Genomic DNA, 14,838 nt, shown 5'->3' on the forward strand with positions numbered 1-14,838 from the left:
GGGAGGCGAGCGGATGGCCGAGGGCGACGACCTGTTTCCGGGCTTCGAGCCGCTCTGGATCGAGGGGCCGGCAGGCCGCTGGTTCGGCCGGGCGGGGGGGCCGGCGGGGGCGCCGCCGCTCCTCCTCCTGCACGGCTTCCCGCAGAGCCACGCGATGTGGCACCGGCTGGCCCCGACGCTGGCCGAGACGCACCGGGTGATCGCCCTCGACCTGAAGGGCTACGGCTGGTCGGCCGCCCCGGATTCCGGGAGCGGCAGCAACGCCTACGCCAAGCGGCAGGTCGGGGCGGAGATCGTCGCGGTGATGGAGCGGCTCGGCCATGTCCGCTTCGCGCTCGCCGGACACGACCGCGGCGCCCGGGTCGGCTACCGCCTGGCGCTCGACGCGCCCGGCCGGGTCGAGCGCCTCGCCATCCTCGACATCGTGCCGACCGAGGTGCAGTGGACCCGCATCGAGGCCAAGCCCGGCGCCAACCCGCACTGGCCCTTCCTGGCCGGCCCGGCCCCGGAGCCGGAGAGCGTGATCGGCCGCAACCCGGACGCCTATTTCGAGGGGCTGCTGCGCGGCTGGAACGCCGCGGGCGACCTCTCTCCCTTCGACCCGCGCGCGCTGACGCTCTACCGCCAGACCTGGAACGTGCCCGAGCGCATCCACGCCTTCTGCGAGGACTACCGGGCCGGGGGCCCCGACGGGCCCGACCGCGCCGCCGACCGCGAAGACCTCGCCGCGGGGCGTACCCTGGACATGCCGGTGCGGGTGCTCGCAAGCACGCATTACCTCGACCGGGACAAGCCGGAGCCCGCGCTCGCGGTCTGGCGCCGGACCTTCGCACCGCGGGCGGACGGCGTCTCGATCAACTCCGGCCACTTCATGGCCGAGGAAGCGCCGGAGGCCACGCTTCAGGCGCTGCGGGCGTTTCTGGGGGCGTGACCGGTCAGAACGTCTCCACCCAGGGCCGCAGGGCGATCTCGTCGCTCCAGGCGCTGCGATCCTGGCGCAGGAGGGCGAGGTAGCTTTGCGCGATGGCGTCCGGGTCGAGGCTGGCGTCGGGGCGCCCCTCCGGATCGGGCCGGGCGGCGGAGCGGATGGCGCCGTCGATGACGATGTGGGCCACGTGGATGCCCTGCGGCTGCAGCTCGCGGGCGAGGCTCTGGGCAAGGCCCCGCAGGGCGAACTTGCCCATCGCGAAGGGGGCCGAGCCCGCAAACCCCTTCACGCTGGCCGAGGCGCCGGTGAACAGCATCGCCCCGTGGCGGTGGGGGAGCATGCGGCGCGCCGCGGCCTGGGCCACGAGGAAGCCGCCATAGGCCGAGACCGCGAGCGAGCGGGCTACCGCCTCGGGGTCGAGATCGACGGTGGCGCCGCGCAACCGGCCGCTGGCATTGTAGACCACGACGTCGGGCGAGCCCCCGAGCGCCGGCTCGAGCCGGGGGAACAAGGCCTCGACCGCGCTTGGATCGGTGGCGTCGCAGGCATGCAGGGCCGCACCCGTCTCCCGGGCGAGATCGGCGAGCTTGTCGGTGTGGCGCGCGGCGAGCCCGACCCGGAGCCCCTCCGCCGCGAACAGCCGCGCCAGGGAGGCGCTCAGGCCCGGGCCGGCGCCGACGATCAGGGCGCGCTGGTAGGTCGGGACCATGGGGCGGGGCTCCGTCGGGATGTCGCGGGACAAGGTCCGAACGCGCCGGGCGGGGCCGCGGTTCGGCCGGTCCATCGTCGCCTCCGCGGGGGAGGGGGCCGGCGGCTCAGCCCCGCCGCTGCGCGAAAAATTCCCGCAACAGCCCCGCCGCCTCGCGCTCGCGAAAGCCCGAATAGACCTCCGGCGCGTGGTGGCAGGTCGGCTGGTTGAACACGCGGGGGCCGTGCTCGACCCCGCCGCCCTTGGGGTCGGAGGCCGCGTAGTAGAGCCGCCGGATGCGGGCGAAGGAGATCGCGCCCGCGCACATCGGGCAGGGCTCCAGCGTCACGTAGAGGTCGCAGTCGGTCAGCCGCTCGTCGCCGAGCCGGGCGCAGGCTTCGCGGATCGCCAGGATCTCCGCATGGGCCGTGGGATCGTGCAGCGCCCGGGGCCGGTTGCCGGCCACGCCCAGAACCGCGCGGTCGCGCACCACCACCGCGCCGACCGGCACCTCGCCGAGCGCCGCGGCCTCACGGGCGGCGGCGAAGGCGAGGTCGAACGGGTCGGCCATCAATCGCCCGAAGCCGCCTCCCGGGCGACCTCGCGGCTGCCGATGTCGCTGCGGAAAAAGCCTTCCGGCCAGTCGATCCGCGCGACCGCCGCGTAGGCGCGCTCCTGCGCCTCCCGCACGCTTGCCCCAAGGGCGGTGACGGCGAGCACCCGGCCGCCATCGGCGAGCAGGCGCGCGCCCTCCCGGCGGGTGCCGGCGTGGAAGACGACGACCGTATCGTCCCCGGCGCTCTCGGTGCCGCGGATCTCGCTGCCGCGGGTGACCGGACCGGGATAGCCCTGCGCCGCCATCACCACGGCGAGCGCCGCGCGGGCATCGTCGAAGCCGATGGCGACGCCGGAGAGATCGCCCCTGGCTGCCGCCAGCAGCGCCGGCACGAGGTCGCCGGTCAGGCGCGGCATCAGCACCTGCGCCTCGGGATCGCCGAAGCGGGTGTTGTACTCGATGAGCTTCGGCCCCTCCGCCGTCAGCATCAACCCGGCATAGAGGATGCCGGCGAACGGCGTGCCGCGGGCCGCCATGCCCTTCAGCGTCGGTGCGATGATGCGGGTCATCACCTCTGCCGCGATCTCCGGCGTGACGATGGAGGCCGGCGAGTAGGCGCCCATGCCGCCGGTGTTGGGTCCGCGGTCGCCGTCATGGACGCGCTTGTGGTCCTGCGCCGTGCCGATCGGGATCGCCCGGGTGCCGTCGCAGAGCGCGAAGAAGCTCGCCTCCTCGCCGAACAGGCATTCCTCGATGACGAGGGCGCCGCCCTCGCTCCCGTCGAGGATCGCCCGCACCGCGGCCTCGGCCTCGGGCAGGCTCTCGGCCACCGTCACGCCCTTGCCCGCCGCGAGCCCGTCGGCCTTGACCACGATCGGCGCAGCCCGCTCGCGCAGATAGGCCAGCGCCGGCTCGAGCGCCGTGAAGCGGGCGAAGGCGGCGGTGGGGATGTCGTGCTCGGCGCACAGATCCTTGGTGAAGCCCTTCGAGCCCTCGAGCTGCGCCGCGGCCCGCGTCGGGCCGAAGGCCGGGATGCCGGCCGCCGTGAGATCGTCGACCAGGCCCGCCACCAGCGGCGCCTCCGGCCCCACCACCACGAGGCCGATGTTTTCCGCCCGGCAGAAGGCGACGACGGCCGCGTGGTCGGAGACCGGCAGCTCCGGCCGGTTCTCGCCGTGCTGCGCCGTGCCGGGATTGCCCGGCGCGATGAAGAGCTTGCCGCAGAGCGGCGACTTCGCGATGGCCCAGGCCAGCGCGTGCTCGCGCCCGCCGGAGCCGATGAGCAGGATGGAAAGGGGCTCGGTCATGACGCGACCCCTTCCCAAAAAACGCCGGCCGGGAAAAGGGTGTTTCGCATCGGCCGGCCCGCTTCGGCCGGAATCGGACCGGGAGAAGCCCCAGCATGAGCCCGCAGACGCCATCGGACAAGCCGCCGGAGAAGCGGCGCCGCCTCGGCCTGGAGGGCGCCAACACCCTGGTGCAGACGCTGGCGATCCTCGGGGCAGGGGCCTGGGGCGTCTACACCTTCGTCTACGAGGCGCGGATCAAGCCGGGGCTCGCCCCGCCCTCGGTCTCGGTGAAGACCGACCTCGCCCGGGTCGGCGAGCGGGGCGACCGGGTGGCGATCCGCTCGACGGTGACGCGCACCAATGTCGGCCAAGCGGGGGTGCGCGTGCTCGGGCTCACCTACACCGCGATCGGCATCCGCACCCGCTTCGCCGAGCCCGGCGCGGACGAGGCGGCGCGGGCCGCGGAACGGGAGGCGGCCTTCCGCGCCGCGCTCACCGGCACGGCGAGCCTCGATGTCGCCCGCGACTACACGCGGGAGAGCGGCGGGACGCCGATCCTGCGCCAGGGCCTGCTGTTCTCCGGGGCGACGCCGCTTCCGAGCGAGCCCTCCGACCTCAATCCGGGCGAATCCGTCTCCCGCGACGTCATCGTCTACGCCGACCGCAAGGCCTACGATGCCGTGCGCTTCGAGGTGCGGCTCGCCTACGCCAAGGAGGACGACCCTCCGGTGCGCCTGCGCTTCGAGGCGGGGGCGGACGGGGTGCTCGCCGCCGTCCCGGCCGAGCCCTGCCCCGCGCCGAAATGCCCGCTGCGGACCACCGATTTCGCCACCGAATTCTCGCTGTGGTGAGAGGATCGTCTCCGACCGCGCGGCGCCGTGCGTGAAATTGCGTTTCTTGCCGCCTCCGGGGCGGAACGGTTGGCCGGGCTCGCCTGTTGTCGTCTGCCATGCCGATCTGTCGCCACTCGATCGCCTTCTCTCCTCGCCCGCAGCGCGAGCAACCGGGCGTACGACTGTCGAATTACGTGGTCCGCCGCCGCCCCGGCCCGCGGGCGGCCAACGACAATCGCCGCTCCCGCCTCATCCCCGTCTGGCCCTGGGCCGTCGCGGCTGCCGCACCAGCGGTGATGGCGGCGCTGATCCTCACGCGCCTGATCTGATCGTCGGCCTTCTCGCACCACCCCTCATAATACGCCCCAGCCGGCGCGCTTTGGCGCGCGGTTGCAGTCCGGGTGCGTTCCCGCGCGGGCCGGGTGCGCTCCCGCGCGGGACGAAGTGCTCGGCATAGGCGCCACACCTCCGGCCTCTTCCCCAGCCGATGCTCCGGGCGCCCTTTACCCGCTCCGGCCCTTTCCCGTAGCGTCCGGCCCCATGCCGCTCGTGCCCCCGCCGCGCCCGTCCGCCGTGCCGCCGCCTCCGCCGCCGGGGGAGCCGGCGCCCTCGGCGCTGCTCCAGGCCAACGCGCCCGAATGGTCGGTCGGCGATCTGGCCGCCGCCCTCAAGCGAACCCTGGAAGATGCCTTCGGGCATGTGCGCCTGCGCGGCGAGATCTCGGGCTATCGCGGGCCGCACGGCTCGGGTCACGCCTATTTCTCGCTCAAGGACGGCTCGGCCAAGATCGATGCGGTGGTCTGGAAGGGCGTGCTCGGGCGCCTGCGCCAGAAGCCCAAGGAAGGGTTGGAGGTCGTCGCCACCGGCAAGATCACGACGTTTGCCGGGAAATCCTCCTACCAGATCGTGATCGACTCGATGGAGCCCGCCGGCATCGGCGCCTGGATGGCGTTGCTGGAGGAGCGCAAGCGCCAGCTCGCGGCCGAAGGGCTGTTCGAGGCGGACCGGAAACGGCCGATCCCGTTCCTGCCGCGGGTGATCGGCGTCGTCACCTCGCCGACCGGCGCGGTGATCCGCGACATCCTCCACCGGCTGGAGGACCGCTTTCCCCGCCCCGTGCTGGTCTGGCCGGTGCGGGTGCAGGGGGAGGGGGCGGCCGAGGAGATCGCCGCCGCGATCCGGGGGTTCAACGCGCTCGCGCCCGGTGGCTCGATCCCCCGGCCGGACGTGCTGATCGTCGCCCGCGGCGGCGGCTCGATCGAGGATCTCTGGGCCTTCAACGAAGAGGCGGTGGTGCGCGCCGCCGCCGAGTCCGAGATCCCGCTGATCTCGGCGGTCGGCCACGAGACCGACACGACGCTGATCGACTTCGCCTCCGACCGCCGCGCGCCCACGCCCACGGGCGCGGCCGAGATGGCGGTTCCGGTGCGGGCCGAACTCGCCGCCCAGGTCCACGATCTCGGCGCCCGGCAGGCGGGCACGATGCTGCGGCGGATCGAACGCGAGCGCTCGGATTTCCGTGCGCTGGTGCGGGCGATCCCCGGCGCCGACGCCTTCCTCGCCGCCAAGCGCCAGCGCCTCGACCTCGCCGACGCGCGCCTGCGCCCGGCGCTCGCCGCCAATGCCCGCGATTCCCGCGAGCGCCTGAGCCGGATCGCCGACCGGCTCACCCGGCGCTCGCCGGCCATCGCGCTGGCCGAGGCGCGCGCGCGCCTCGCCGCGATCGACCATCGCCCGCGCACGGCCATGGCCCGCGCGGTCGAGCGCCGCCGCGACCGGCTCGGGGCGCTCACCGGCCTGCTCGGGGCGCTGAGCTACAAGGCCGTGCTCGCCCGCGGCTACGCACTCGTGCGCGACGCCGACGGCCAGCCGGTGCGCTCGGCCGACGCCGCCGCCCAATCCGCCCGGCTGCAGCTGCAATTTTCCGACGGCGCGGTCTTCGCGCGCCCCGAGGACGCGCCGGCCGCTCCCCTGGCCGACGCCCCGCCCTCGCCGCCGCGCCCGAAGCGCGCCCCCCGCCGGGCCGCGTCGGAGGCCGCACCGAAGCCCAAGGAGACGACGCCCGAGAAGAAGACGGCGCCCGAGCCCGCCGCGCGCCAGGGTTCGCTGTTCTGATCGGGCCGAGTCCAGTCGGTGAAGCCCGGTCGGCGACGTCCGCTCGGGCAAGTCCGGTCCGCCACGCCCCCGCATCGCCCCCTCCCTGCGCCAGGGCGGCTTGACCCGCCCCGTTACCTCTGCGACCGAGCGGCACGGCTCGTGCCTGCGGGGGCGACAGGCCGGTCCTTTCATCCGCAGGAGAGGCGCGTGACCACGACGATCGATTCGGACCAGAAGCTCCACCTCGTGTTCGGCGGCGAGCTGGAGGACGTGTCCGGCGTGCGCTTCCGGGACATCAAGGATCTCGACATCGTCGGCATCTTCCCCGACTACGCCTCGGCCCAGACCGCGTGGCGCTCCAAGGCGCAGGCCACCGTCGACAGCGCCCAGACCCGCTACTTCATCGTCCATCTCCACCGCCTGCTCGAACCGTGAGCGGTCCGCGGCAGGGCTCGTCCGATGAAACCATTGTGACGGCCTTCCCCCGCTGGTATGAGCCGCGCGGCCGGATGCGTGTGCGGTCTCGGACGTGTTGTTTCGCGTGCGTCCCGCGATTGACTGAGAAAAGAGCCGAGAGACGCCCGGCATGACGTCGTCCATCAAGATCATCGCTGGCAATGCCAGCCGCCCGCTCGCGGAATCGATTGCCGCCTACCTCGAACTGCCGCTCGCGAGTTGCATGGTCCGGCGCTTCGCCGACATGGAAATCTTCGTCGAGTTGCAGGAAAACGTGCGCGGCGAGGACGTCTTCATCGTCCAGTCGACCTCGTTCCCGGCCAACGACCACCTGATGGAGCTGCTGATCATGATCGACGCGGCGCGTCGGTCGTCGGCGCGGCGCATCACGGCGGTGATTCCCTATTTCGGCTATGCCCGGCAGGACCGGCGCACCTCGGGCCGCACGCCGATCTCGGCCAAGCTTGTCTGCAACCTCATCACCGAGGCCGGCGCCGACCGGGTGCTGACGCTGGATCTCCACGCCGGGCAGATCCAGGGCTTCTTCGACATCCCCACCGACAACCTGTTCGCCGCGCCCGTGATGGTGCGCGACATCAAGGAGCGCTTGGCGCCGGGCGAGCGCATGGTGGTTTCGCCGGACGTGGGCGGCGTGGTGCGCGCCCGGGCGCTCGCCAAGCGCATCGACGCGTCGCTGGCCATCGTCGACAAGCGCCGCGAGCGGGCAGGCGAGTCGGAGGTGATGAACATCATCGGCGACGTCGAGGGCCAGTCCTGCATCCTCGTGGACGACATCGTCGATTCCGGCGGCACGCTGGTGAACGCGGCCGAAGCCTTGCTCAACGCGGGCGCCAAGGAAGTCTCCGCCTATATCACCCACGGGGTGCTGTCGGGCGGCGCGGTCTCGCGCATCGCCGCCTCGCGGATGAAAGAGCTGGTCATCACCGACTCCATCCTCCCGACCCAAGCCGTGAAGCTCGCCCGCAACATCCGCGTGATCTCGATCGCGCCGCTGCTCGGCGAGGCGATCGGACGCACGGCGACCGAGTCGAGCGTGTCCAGCCTGTTCACCTGAGCCGATCGCGGGTTCCCAGAGGATCATTCCTTTGGCGGGGCGCCGGGGTGGAACTCCGGCCCTCTTCCCAGGGCGCCGCCCTGGACCCGCGAAAGGACTTGTCCTTTCGAAACCTCCGACGTTCGCTCAGCGGATCTCCGCGATCTCGAACGCGTGCTCGTTCACCGTGACGGTGTCGCCGACGCTCTTGCCCGTGAGCGCCCGGGCGAGCGGCGCCACGTAGGAGATCGACCCGGCATGCGGGTCGGCCTCGTCCTCGCCGACGATGCGGAAGGTCTGGCGGGTGTCGTCCTCGCGCAGCACGGTCACGGTCGAGCCGAAATGCACCGTGTCGCCCGCGACCGCCTCCACGAGCTGGGCCGAATTCTTCCGCGCGCTCCAATAGCGCAGGTCGCGCGACAGTCGGGTGTGGTCGGCCTTGTCCTCGGGCGAGACCCCGGCCAGCTCGCGCTCCAGCCGCGTCACCTCGGCCTCGATCTGCGCGAGCCCTTCCGGCGTCACGAAGTTGGGCTGGGACGAGATGGGGCGATCGGGAAGGTCTTCGAAGGCCTCGCCACCCTCGGGTTCACGAACGAATGCTCTGCTCATGAGAGCCGGAATGCTCAAGCCGGCATCCCGGTTCCCGGAAACGCCCCACCGGGCTCAGGTGATCGCGACGACCGTGCGGCCCCGCACCCGGCCCTCGAGCAGCCGTTCGGCGAGGCCGCCCGCCTCGGCCAGCGGAACCGTCGCGGTCATCCGCTTCAGGAGATCGCGGTCGAGATCGCGGGCGAGCCGGGCCCAAGCCTCCCGGCGCGGCGCCTGCGGAGTCGTCACGCTGTTGATGCCGAGCAGCGCGACGCCGCGCAGGATGAAGGGCGCCACCGACGAGGGCAGGTCCATGCCCCCGGCATTGCCGCAGGCGGCGATGGCGCCGCCCCCCTTCGTCATCGCGAGGGCGTTGGCGAGCACCTTGCCGCCGACCGCGTCGATGCCGGCGGCCCAGCGCTCCTTGGCCAACGGCCGCGGCTCGCCCGAGAGCGCCTCGCGCTCGAGGATCTCGGCGGCGCCGAGGCTCTTGAGGTAATCGGCCTCGTCGCCGCGACCGGTCGCGGCGATCACGTGCCAGCCGGCGCGCTTGAGGAGCGCCACCGCCACCGAGCCGACACCGCCGGAGGCGCCCGTCACCAGGGCCGGACCGGCCTCCGGCGTCAGGCCGTGCCGCTCCAGGGCGAGCACCGAGAGCATCGCCGTGTAGCCCGCGGTGCCGATCGCCATGGCCTCGGCGGGGCTCAGGCCCTCGGGCAGGGGCACCAGCCAATCGCCACGCACGCGGGCGCGCTCGGCCAGCCCGCCGAGATGCGTCTCGCCGACGCCCCAGCCGGTGAGCACGACGGCGTCGCCGGGGCGATACTCGGGATGATCCGAGGCTTCGACGGTGCCGGCGAAGTCGATCCCGGGGATCATGGGGAAGCGGCGCACCACCGGCATGCGGCCGGTCATGGCGAGCCCGTCCTTGTAGTTCAGGCCCGAATGGCTGACCCGCACCGTGACGTCGCCGTCCATCAGGTCGGCCCCGTCGAAGTCGCGCAGGGACAGCGTCTGACCGGATTCGGCCTTCTCGATCACCCAGGCCTTGAACGCCGCCATGAGCCGCTCCTCCCGTCTTGAGACCGGGAGGGAGCTACGGCGGCGCGGCCCCGATTCAAGGCCGCACCGGCCGCCGGGCGGGCAAGAGGCTCAGTATCCGTCGTAGATGCTGCCGCGCGAGAAGCCGAGGCCCACCGCCACATCCGCCGAGGAGGCGCCGGCAATGCCGAAGGCATCGGGAATGGAACCGATGCCGAGAGGGCCGTACCCGGCGCCGGAGGCGTAGGCGGGCGCGGCGGCCGGCACCCAGGCGGTGCGGGCGGGCTGCACCAGCACCCGGCGCTGCGTCGTGGCGTAGACCGGCGGCAGGGTGTGCGGGATCGTCTCCGGCGGGCGCACCAGCACGCGCCGGGTCTGCACGGCGTAACGGGGCGGCGTGGTCACCCAGCAGCCGACGAGCTGCCCGTAGGCATCGACGCGGGTCTCCCAGCGCCGGCCGCCCGGGGCGACCAGCACCTGCTCGGACACCGTGTCGTAGACCGGCGGCGTCGTGCGGTAGACCGTGCGCGGCGGCTGCACCAGCACGCGTTCGGAGACGGTGTCGAACACCGGCGGCGTGGTGACGCGGCGGTAGCATTCGGCGCTCACGCAGCCGCCGCCCGCCAGCGCGGGTGCGGCGAGGGCCGGGAGCGCGGTCGCAGCGGCGAGCGACAGGAGCAGGAAACGCGGGCGCAGGGCGGGGGCGGCCATTGGAAAACCTCGGAACTCGACGCGGCTTCGAAACACGATCTCGGAGCGCCGCCCGACCGACACGGGACGCAAACGACGCACCTTTCGACGTGCAGATAGCCGCGAAGGTTGCTCTCCCGACAAGCTCGATTGTCGAAGACAGTAAAATTAACCAATGACTAAGACTACGCAGAGCTGAACACGGTCGCTCGATTGTCGAGGCCCGGACCGGAAAGTGGGCGGGCGGCCGGCCGCCTGTGGCCGGAAAGGCCCTGCCCGCAGGATGCGGGCGCGCAGGTGGGACGGCACGCTTGTCAGCCCACCGGCCAAGGGCTAGAGCGCTTCCAAATCGGGCGGTGGCGGCGCCCGGCTGGCATGACACCGCCGCGCGAGGGGATCGCATCCGCAAGTCGGTATCCCTCACGAGAACTCCCGCCGCCCGTTCGGGGCGGCGCGGGGCGCCCCCGGTCCATCGGAGGCTTCGTGAGGCGCCCTAAGGCGGGTGGCGGGCCGGCCAGAGGCGCGCCCGATCCCGCCAAGGCAAGCGGATCTTAAGGACCGAACGGCCCATGACCTACGTCGTCACCGACAACTGCATCAAGTGCAAGTACATGGACTGCGTCGAGGTGTGCCCCGTGGATTGTTTCTACGAGGGCGAGAACATGCTCGTCATCCATCCCGACGAGTGCATCGATTGCGGCGTGTGCGAGCCGGAATGCCCTGCCGAGGCGATCAAGCCCGACACCGAGGGCAATCTCGAGAGCTGGCTGAAGCTCAACGCGGACTACGCCAAGTCCTGGCCCAACATCACCCAGAAGAAGGACGCCCCCGGCGACGCCAAGGAGTGGGACGGGGTGAGCGGCAAGCTGGAGGCGCATTTCTCGCCCAATCCCGGCTCCGGCGACTGATCGCCGCGCTCGCGCAGCATCGCCATCGGAGCCGCAGGAGCGCGCCAGGGCGCTCCGCCCACCTCTTGCAGCCGCCTCCCGGCAACCGGCGGCCGGGGCTGTGCGGAGCCGTGCGAAACCGACGATCCTCCCATGCGGGGAAGCGCTTGCGCGCCGGCAATCCTTTGATTTGCCGGCCCGTTTGTGTTACATGAGGGTCTGCCGTCGCTCACGCCCGATGCGCTCCCTCCTCCCGCTCGCAAGGCGGGTTCCATCTTCCTGGAAACGAGGTTGGCTGCGATCGACCGCCGGAAGCATTTTGCTCCCGGCGCGTTCTTTCGTGTGGTGGGAGCAACGCAAGAGCCCGGGAACCGGCCGGCGTCTCGCGACGCGCCGCCGAACAGGGGCATGCGCCGGGTGTCCCGCCCCGGAAGTGACGAGCGCGGGCGTTCGACCCGCGTGGATGACAGTGGAGGCTCATTCCGCATGACCACAGCCAAGAAGACGACGGCAGGCCGCCAAGGCTTCAAGACCGGCGAGGCGGTCGTGTATCCGGCGCACGGCGTCGGGCGGATCACCGCGATCGAGGAGCAGGAGATCGCGGGCTACAAGCTCGAGCTGTTCGTCGTCTCGTTCGAGAAGGACAAGATGGTCCTGCGCGTGCCCACCGCGAAGGCCAACAGCGTCGGCATGCGCAAGCTCGCCGAGCCCGAACTCGTCAAGAAGGCGCTCGACGTGCTGACCGGCCGCGCCCGCGTCAAGCGGACGATGTGGTCGCGCCGCGCCCAGGAATACGAGGCCAAGATCAATTCCGGCGACCTGATCTCGGTCACCGAGGTGGTGCGCGACCTGTTCCGCTCCGAGGCCCAGCCCGAGCAGTCCTACAGCGAGCGCCAGCTCTACGAGGCCGCCCTCGACCGCGTCGTGCGCGAGATCTCCTCGGTGAACAAGATCACCGAGACCGAGGCGCTCAAGCTGATCGAGCAGAGCCTCGCCAAGTCGCCGCGCCGCGCGAAGGGCGAAGCGGAAGCCGAGGCGGATGCCGAGGGCGACGACGACGTGCAGGAAGAGGCCGCCTGAGGCGGGAACCACCCACGTCTCCCCTGCGGGACGCGTGATCGCAGCTCAAAGGGCCCGGCACCGCGCCGGGCCCTTTTTTCATGCGCTGTGGATGACCTCTTGATCCTTTCGTCCCCGGCGCCACGCGCCCGCAGGGAACCAGCGTCGCACGGATGTGTTGTGCCTCTGCCACGGATGGCTTGACCCATGGTCCGGCCCGGCGCGCTGCCGGCCAGCGAGACCCATGCGGTCGGATCCGACAACGCTCGAACCAAGAACGCTCGAACGAGAGAGGCGGGGATGGCAGAGATCGCGGGGATGCGGCGTCAGTTCATTCGGACAGCGATGGAGGCGCCCTTCCTTGCGAGGGACGAAGAGCGGGGACTGGCGGTGGCCTGGAAGGAGGAGCGCAACGAGCGCGCCCTTCACCGGTTGATCTCCGCGCATATGCGCCTTGTGATCGCGCTCGCCGGCCGCTTCCGGCATTACGGCCTGCCGATGGCTGACCTCGTGCAGGAGGGGCATGTCGGCCTGATGGAGGCCGCCGCCCGCTTCGAGCCGGAGCGCGACGTGCGCTTCTCCACCTACGCCACGTGGTGGATCCGCGCCTCGATCCAGGACTACATCCTGCGCAACTGGTCGATCGTGCGCGGCGGGACGAGTTCGGCCCAGAAGGCCCTGTTCTTCAATCTGCGCCGCCTGCGCGCCCGCCTCATGCAATCGACTGAGGAGCAGGTCGGCTCCGAGATCCACGGCCGGATCGCCACCGCCATCGGCGTGTCCCGCGAGGACGTGGCGCTGATGGATGCGCGCCTGTCCGGCCCCGACATGTCGCTGAATGCGCCCGTGGGCGAGGAGAGCGAGGCGTCCTCCGAGCGGATGGACTTCCTGGTCGACGATGCGGCCCTGCCCGACGAGACGGTCTCCGCGCTCGTCGACGGCGAGCGGCGACTCGTCTGGCTGCGCCAAGCGCTCACCGTCCTGTCGGAGCGCGAGCTGCGCATCCTGCGCGAGCGGCGGCTGGCGGAGGATCAGGCAACCCTGGAAGCACTGGGCCACCGCCTCGGCATCTCGAAGGAGCGCGTCCGCCAGATCGAGAACCGTGCTCTGGAGAAGCTGCGCCGCGCCCTGGCGGAAAAGTTCCCCCAGGCGCCGAGCAGCGTCTACGCCTGAGGCCCACCTATCGGCCAAGTCTCGCATCCTGAGGCATGGGAACGGAGGGGAGCGTCGAAAGGCGTTCCAGCCGGCTGTGTGGTCCCTGGAGGCGTTTCCGAGAGATAAGGATCAGATCCGGAAGACGCAGCGGGAACCGCGCTCAAGACGGTCGCTAGGCCAGCCCTCACATCGAAGGGGCTCCGACGCCTCAGAGGATGGGCGACAGGGCGGGTCCGCGGGGCCCGCCCTTTTTCTTTTCAAGACGAAAGGGCGTTCTGCCCGACGCGGCGCGGCGTGCCTCCGCCCGACCGCGGGTTACCCGAGGCGGCGGCGAGTACGGTGGCGAGCCGCTTCGTCGCGAAATCGATGAAGCTGCGGGCCTTGGCGGGCAGCAGGCGCGAGGTCGTGACGAAGTAGACCGGCGTCGGGGGCAGGCTCCAATCCGGCAGGACGCGCTGCAGGCGGCCCGTGGAGACATCGCTGTCGACGCTGATGACGTTGGCCCGGGTCAGGCCTTGTCCGGCCACCGCGAAGCGCCGGGCGAGGCTCAGCGAGTTGCAGGAGAGGGGGCCTGCCACGGTGATGGCGACGGTCTCGCTGCCACGGGTGAGGGCCCAGTTGGCGGAGGTGCCCTGGGCCGGCACGATGACCTGATGCGCCTCGAGATCGAGCGGCGCCCCCGGCGCGCCGCGCTCGGCGAGATAGGCCGGCGCGCCGAAGATGCCGTTCTCGACCTCGGCCACCTTGCGCACGATCAGCGACGTCTCGCGCGGCTCCTCGATGGCCACGGCGAGATCGTAGTTGTCGCCCACGAGATCGACCGGAGCGGGCTTCAGATCGACGTGGACGTGGATGTGCTCGTGGAGGGCGGAAAACTCCGTGATCACGCCCGAGAGATGGCGCAGTACCCAAAAATCCGGCGGTGCGGCGATCTTAAGGAACCCGCTCGGCCCCTTGGCCACGGCCATCATGTCGTCGAAGGTCCGCTGGGCCTCGTCCACGAGCCGCGACACCTGGGCGAGATAGGCCTCGCCGTAGGAGGTCAGCGCCAGCTTGCGGGTCGTGCGATCGAGAAGCCGCAGGCCGACCGTGGCCTCGAACATCGTAATTCGGCGCGACAGGGAAGAGATCGGCATGCCGAGGGCAGCTGCCGCCTGGCTGAAGCTCTTGCGCCGAGCGACTTCGACGAAAAGCGCCATGTCGCGCAGCAGTTGAGGATGCGGCATTTTCATCCAGTCCGCCCGGTCGTTACGTGACTGCACGCGCACCTCTCGATGGGAGGCGGCACACAACCCTACGAGCCCTCTAACACATCTGACTATAACCGTAGCGGGCGCTCCGGGCTCCGACCGGAAAAATCGTTTCGGCAGGTGGAATAAACGTCTCGCGCCGAAGGCAGCCTTCTGCACGGGCAGAAGCGCCGTATCTCCGACCCGGCTATCAGTCAGAGAAGCAGCCCAACCGGCCGCTGCCTGAAGGGACAGGTGTCGCCCACGGTGTCCCGGCTCCCTTCGGAT

The 14,838-nt window shown here is 71.4% G+C and carries 16 protein-coding genes; 9 read left to right on the forward strand and 7 right to left on the reverse strand.

The features are described 5' to 3' along the window. Positions 1–13: 13 nt before the first annotated feature. A complete protein-coding gene (locus BY998_RS13900; RefSeq protein WP_110352212.1) occupies positions 14–931 on the forward strand; it encodes an alpha/beta hydrolase in 918 nt (305 codons plus the stop codon). A gap of 4 nt (positions 932–935) precedes the next feature. Here BY998_RS13900 and BY998_RS13905 read toward each other — a convergent pair whose 3' ends face one another. From BY998_RS13905 to purD, 3 genes are all read right to left on the reverse strand, one after another. Beyond that, complete coding sequence (locus BY998_RS13905; RefSeq protein ID WP_110352213.1) at positions 936–1,637, reverse strand: SDR family oxidoreductase; 702 nt, start codon at positions 1,635–1,637, stop codon at positions 936–938. A gap of 106 nt (positions 1,638–1,743) precedes the next feature. Continuing rightward, positions 1,744–2,187: a nucleoside deaminase gene (locus BY998_RS13910; protein ID WP_110352214.1), complete on the reverse strand. Its 444-nt coding sequence runs from the start codon at positions 2,185–2,187 to the stop codon at positions 1,744–1,746. After that, positions 2,187–3,479, reverse strand: a complete 1,293-nt coding sequence (gene purD, locus BY998_RS13915) for a phosphoribosylamine--glycine ligase (RefSeq protein ID WP_110352215.1) — start codon at positions 3,477–3,479, stop codon at positions 2,187–2,189. The genes BY998_RS13910 and purD overlap by 1 nt, the downstream gene beginning before the upstream one ends. 95 nt (positions 3,480–3,574) lie before the next feature. Here purD and BY998_RS13920 point away from each other — a divergent pair, with 95 nt between their 5' ends. The 5 genes from BY998_RS13920 (at position 3,575) to BY998_RS13940 (ending at position 7,922) form a co-directional block, all read left to right on the forward strand. Continuing rightward, the gene (locus BY998_RS13920) at positions 3,575–4,312 is read left to right on the forward strand and encodes a hypothetical protein (protein WP_110352216.1); all 738 of its coding nucleotides are present in this window, start codon (positions 3,575–3,577) and stop codon (positions 4,310–4,312) included. A 176-nt stretch (positions 4,313–4,488) separates the two neighbouring features. Then, on the forward strand, positions 4,489–4,623 hold the full coding sequence (locus BY998_RS25055; RefSeq protein ID WP_280952910.1) for a hypothetical protein: 135 nt from the start codon (positions 4,489–4,491) through the stop codon (positions 4,621–4,623). A 211-nt stretch (positions 4,624–4,834) separates the two neighbouring features. Then, positions 4,835–6,409 carry an exodeoxyribonuclease VII large subunit gene (gene xseA / locus BY998_RS13930; protein WP_110352218.1) on the forward strand — a complete coding sequence of 525 codons (1,575 nt, stop codon included), beginning with the start codon at positions 4,835–4,837 and terminating at the stop codon, positions 6,407–6,409. Between the two features lie 189 nt (positions 6,410–6,598). Beyond that, positions 6,599–6,826 carry a DUF4170 domain-containing protein gene (locus BY998_RS13935; protein ID WP_017484292.1) on the forward strand — a complete coding sequence of 76 codons (228 nt, stop codon included), beginning with the start codon at positions 6,599–6,601 and terminating at the stop codon, positions 6,824–6,826. 151 nt (positions 6,827–6,977) lie between these two features. Beyond that, positions 6,978–7,922 carry a ribose-phosphate pyrophosphokinase gene (locus BY998_RS13940; RefSeq protein WP_110352219.1) on the forward strand — a complete coding sequence of 315 codons (945 nt, stop codon included), beginning with the start codon at positions 6,978–6,980 and terminating at the stop codon, positions 7,920–7,922. Between the two features lie 126 nt (positions 7,923–8,048). On the opposite strand, the gene greA is transcribed toward BY998_RS13940, so the two are convergent. From greA to BY998_RS13955, 3 genes are all read right to left on the reverse strand, one after another. Further along, positions 8,049–8,510, reverse strand: coding sequence for a transcription elongation factor GreA (greA, locus tag BY998_RS13945; protein ID WP_110352220.1), 462 nt, complete (start codon positions 8,508–8,510; stop codon positions 8,049–8,051). A 54-nt stretch (positions 8,511–8,564) separates the two neighbouring features. Next, positions 8,565–9,551, reverse strand: coding sequence for an MDR family oxidoreductase (locus BY998_RS13950; RefSeq protein WP_110352221.1), 987 nt, complete (start codon positions 9,549–9,551; stop codon positions 8,565–8,567). 90 nt (positions 9,552–9,641) lie between these two features. Continuing rightward, a complete protein-coding gene (locus BY998_RS13955; RefSeq protein WP_110352222.1) occupies positions 9,642–10,241 on the reverse strand; it encodes a hypothetical protein in 600 nt (199 codons plus the stop codon). A gap of 548 nt (positions 10,242–10,789) precedes the next feature. On the opposite strand from BY998_RS13955, the gene fdxA reads away from it, so the two are divergent. From fdxA to BY998_RS13970, 3 genes are all read left to right on the forward strand, one after another. Further along, positions 10,790–11,128, forward strand: coding sequence for a ferredoxin FdxA (gene fdxA / locus BY998_RS13960; protein ID WP_110352223.1), 339 nt, complete (start codon positions 10,790–10,792; stop codon positions 11,126–11,128). Between the two features lie 465 nt (positions 11,129–11,593). Next, positions 11,594–12,187, forward strand: a complete 594-nt coding sequence (locus BY998_RS13965) for a CarD family transcriptional regulator (protein WP_110352224.1) — start codon at positions 11,594–11,596, stop codon at positions 12,185–12,187. Positions 12,188–12,466: 279 nt separating this feature from the next. Next, positions 12,467–13,339 (forward strand): RNA polymerase factor sigma-32, encoded by an 873-nt coding sequence (locus tag BY998_RS13970; RefSeq protein ID WP_110352225.1) that lies wholly within the window; start codon positions 12,467–12,469, stop codon positions 13,337–13,339. Between the two features lie 239 nt (positions 13,340–13,578). On the opposite strand, the gene BY998_RS13975 is transcribed toward BY998_RS13970, so the two are convergent. Continuing rightward, on the reverse strand, positions 13,579–14,547 hold the full coding sequence (locus tag BY998_RS13975; protein WP_110352226.1) for a LysR family transcriptional regulator: 969 nt from the start codon (positions 14,545–14,547) through the stop codon (positions 13,579–13,581). Positions 14,548–14,838 lie beyond the last annotated feature (291 nt).

Origin of the sequence: Methylobacterium sp. B4 (assembly GCF_003201865.1) — a bacterium.
In the GTDB taxonomy this organism is placed as follows: domain Bacteria; phylum Pseudomonadota; class Alphaproteobacteria; order Rhizobiales; family Beijerinckiaceae; genus Methylobacterium.

What these genes read in the sequence shown, in the direction of transcription:
- BY998_RS13955 (WP_110352222.1), bottom strand. Translation starts at nt 10,241, where the DNA reads ATGGCCGCCCCCGCCCTGCGCCCGCGTTTCCTGCTCCTGTCGCTCGCC.
- BY998_RS13905 (WP_110352213.1), bottom strand. Translation starts at nt 1,637, where the DNA reads ATGGTCCCGACCTACCAGCGCGCCCTGATCGTCGGCGCCGGCCCGGGC.
- xseA (WP_110352218.1), top strand. Translation starts at nt 4,835, where the DNA reads ATGCCGCTCGTGCCCCCGCCGCGCCCGTCCGCCGTGCCGCCGCCTCCG.
- fdxA (WP_110352223.1), top strand. Translation starts at nt 10,790, where the DNA reads ATGACCTACGTCGTCACCGACAACTGCATCAAGTGCAAGTACATGGAC.
- purD (WP_110352215.1), bottom strand. Translation starts at nt 3,479, where the DNA reads ATGACCGAGCCCCTTTCCATCCTGCTCATCGGCTCCGGCGGGCGCGAG.
- BY998_RS13920 (WP_110352216.1), top strand. Translation starts at nt 3,575, where the DNA reads ATGAGCCCGCAGACGCCATCGGACAAGCCGCCGGAGAAGCGGCGCCGC.
- BY998_RS13910 (WP_110352214.1), bottom strand. Translation starts at nt 2,187, where the DNA reads ATGGCCGACCCGTTCGACCTCGCCTTCGCCGCCGCCCGTGAGGCCGCG.
- BY998_RS13940 (WP_110352219.1), top strand. Translation starts at nt 6,978, where the DNA reads ATGACGTCGTCCATCAAGATCATCGCTGGCAATGCCAGCCGCCCGCTC.
- BY998_RS13900 (WP_110352212.1), top strand. Translation starts at nt 14, where the DNA reads ATGGCCGAGGGCGACGACCTGTTTCCGGGCTTCGAGCCGCTCTGGATC.
- BY998_RS13950 (WP_110352221.1), bottom strand. Translation starts at nt 9,551, where the DNA reads ATGGCGGCGTTCAAGGCCTGGGTGATCGAGAAGGCCGAATCCGGTCAG.
- BY998_RS13975 (WP_110352226.1), bottom strand. Translation starts at nt 14,547, where the DNA reads ATGCCGCATCCTCAACTGCTGCGCGACATGGCGCTTTTCGTCGAAGTC.
- greA (WP_110352220.1), bottom strand. Translation starts at nt 8,510, where the DNA reads ATGAGCAGAGCATTCGTTCGTGAACCCGAGGGTGGCGAGGCCTTCGAA.
- BY998_RS13965 (WP_110352224.1), top strand. Translation starts at nt 11,594, where the DNA reads ATGACCACAGCCAAGAAGACGACGGCAGGCCGCCAAGGCTTCAAGACC.
- BY998_RS13970 (WP_110352225.1), top strand. Translation starts at nt 12,467, where the DNA reads ATGGCAGAGATCGCGGGGATGCGGCGTCAGTTCATTCGGACAGCGATG.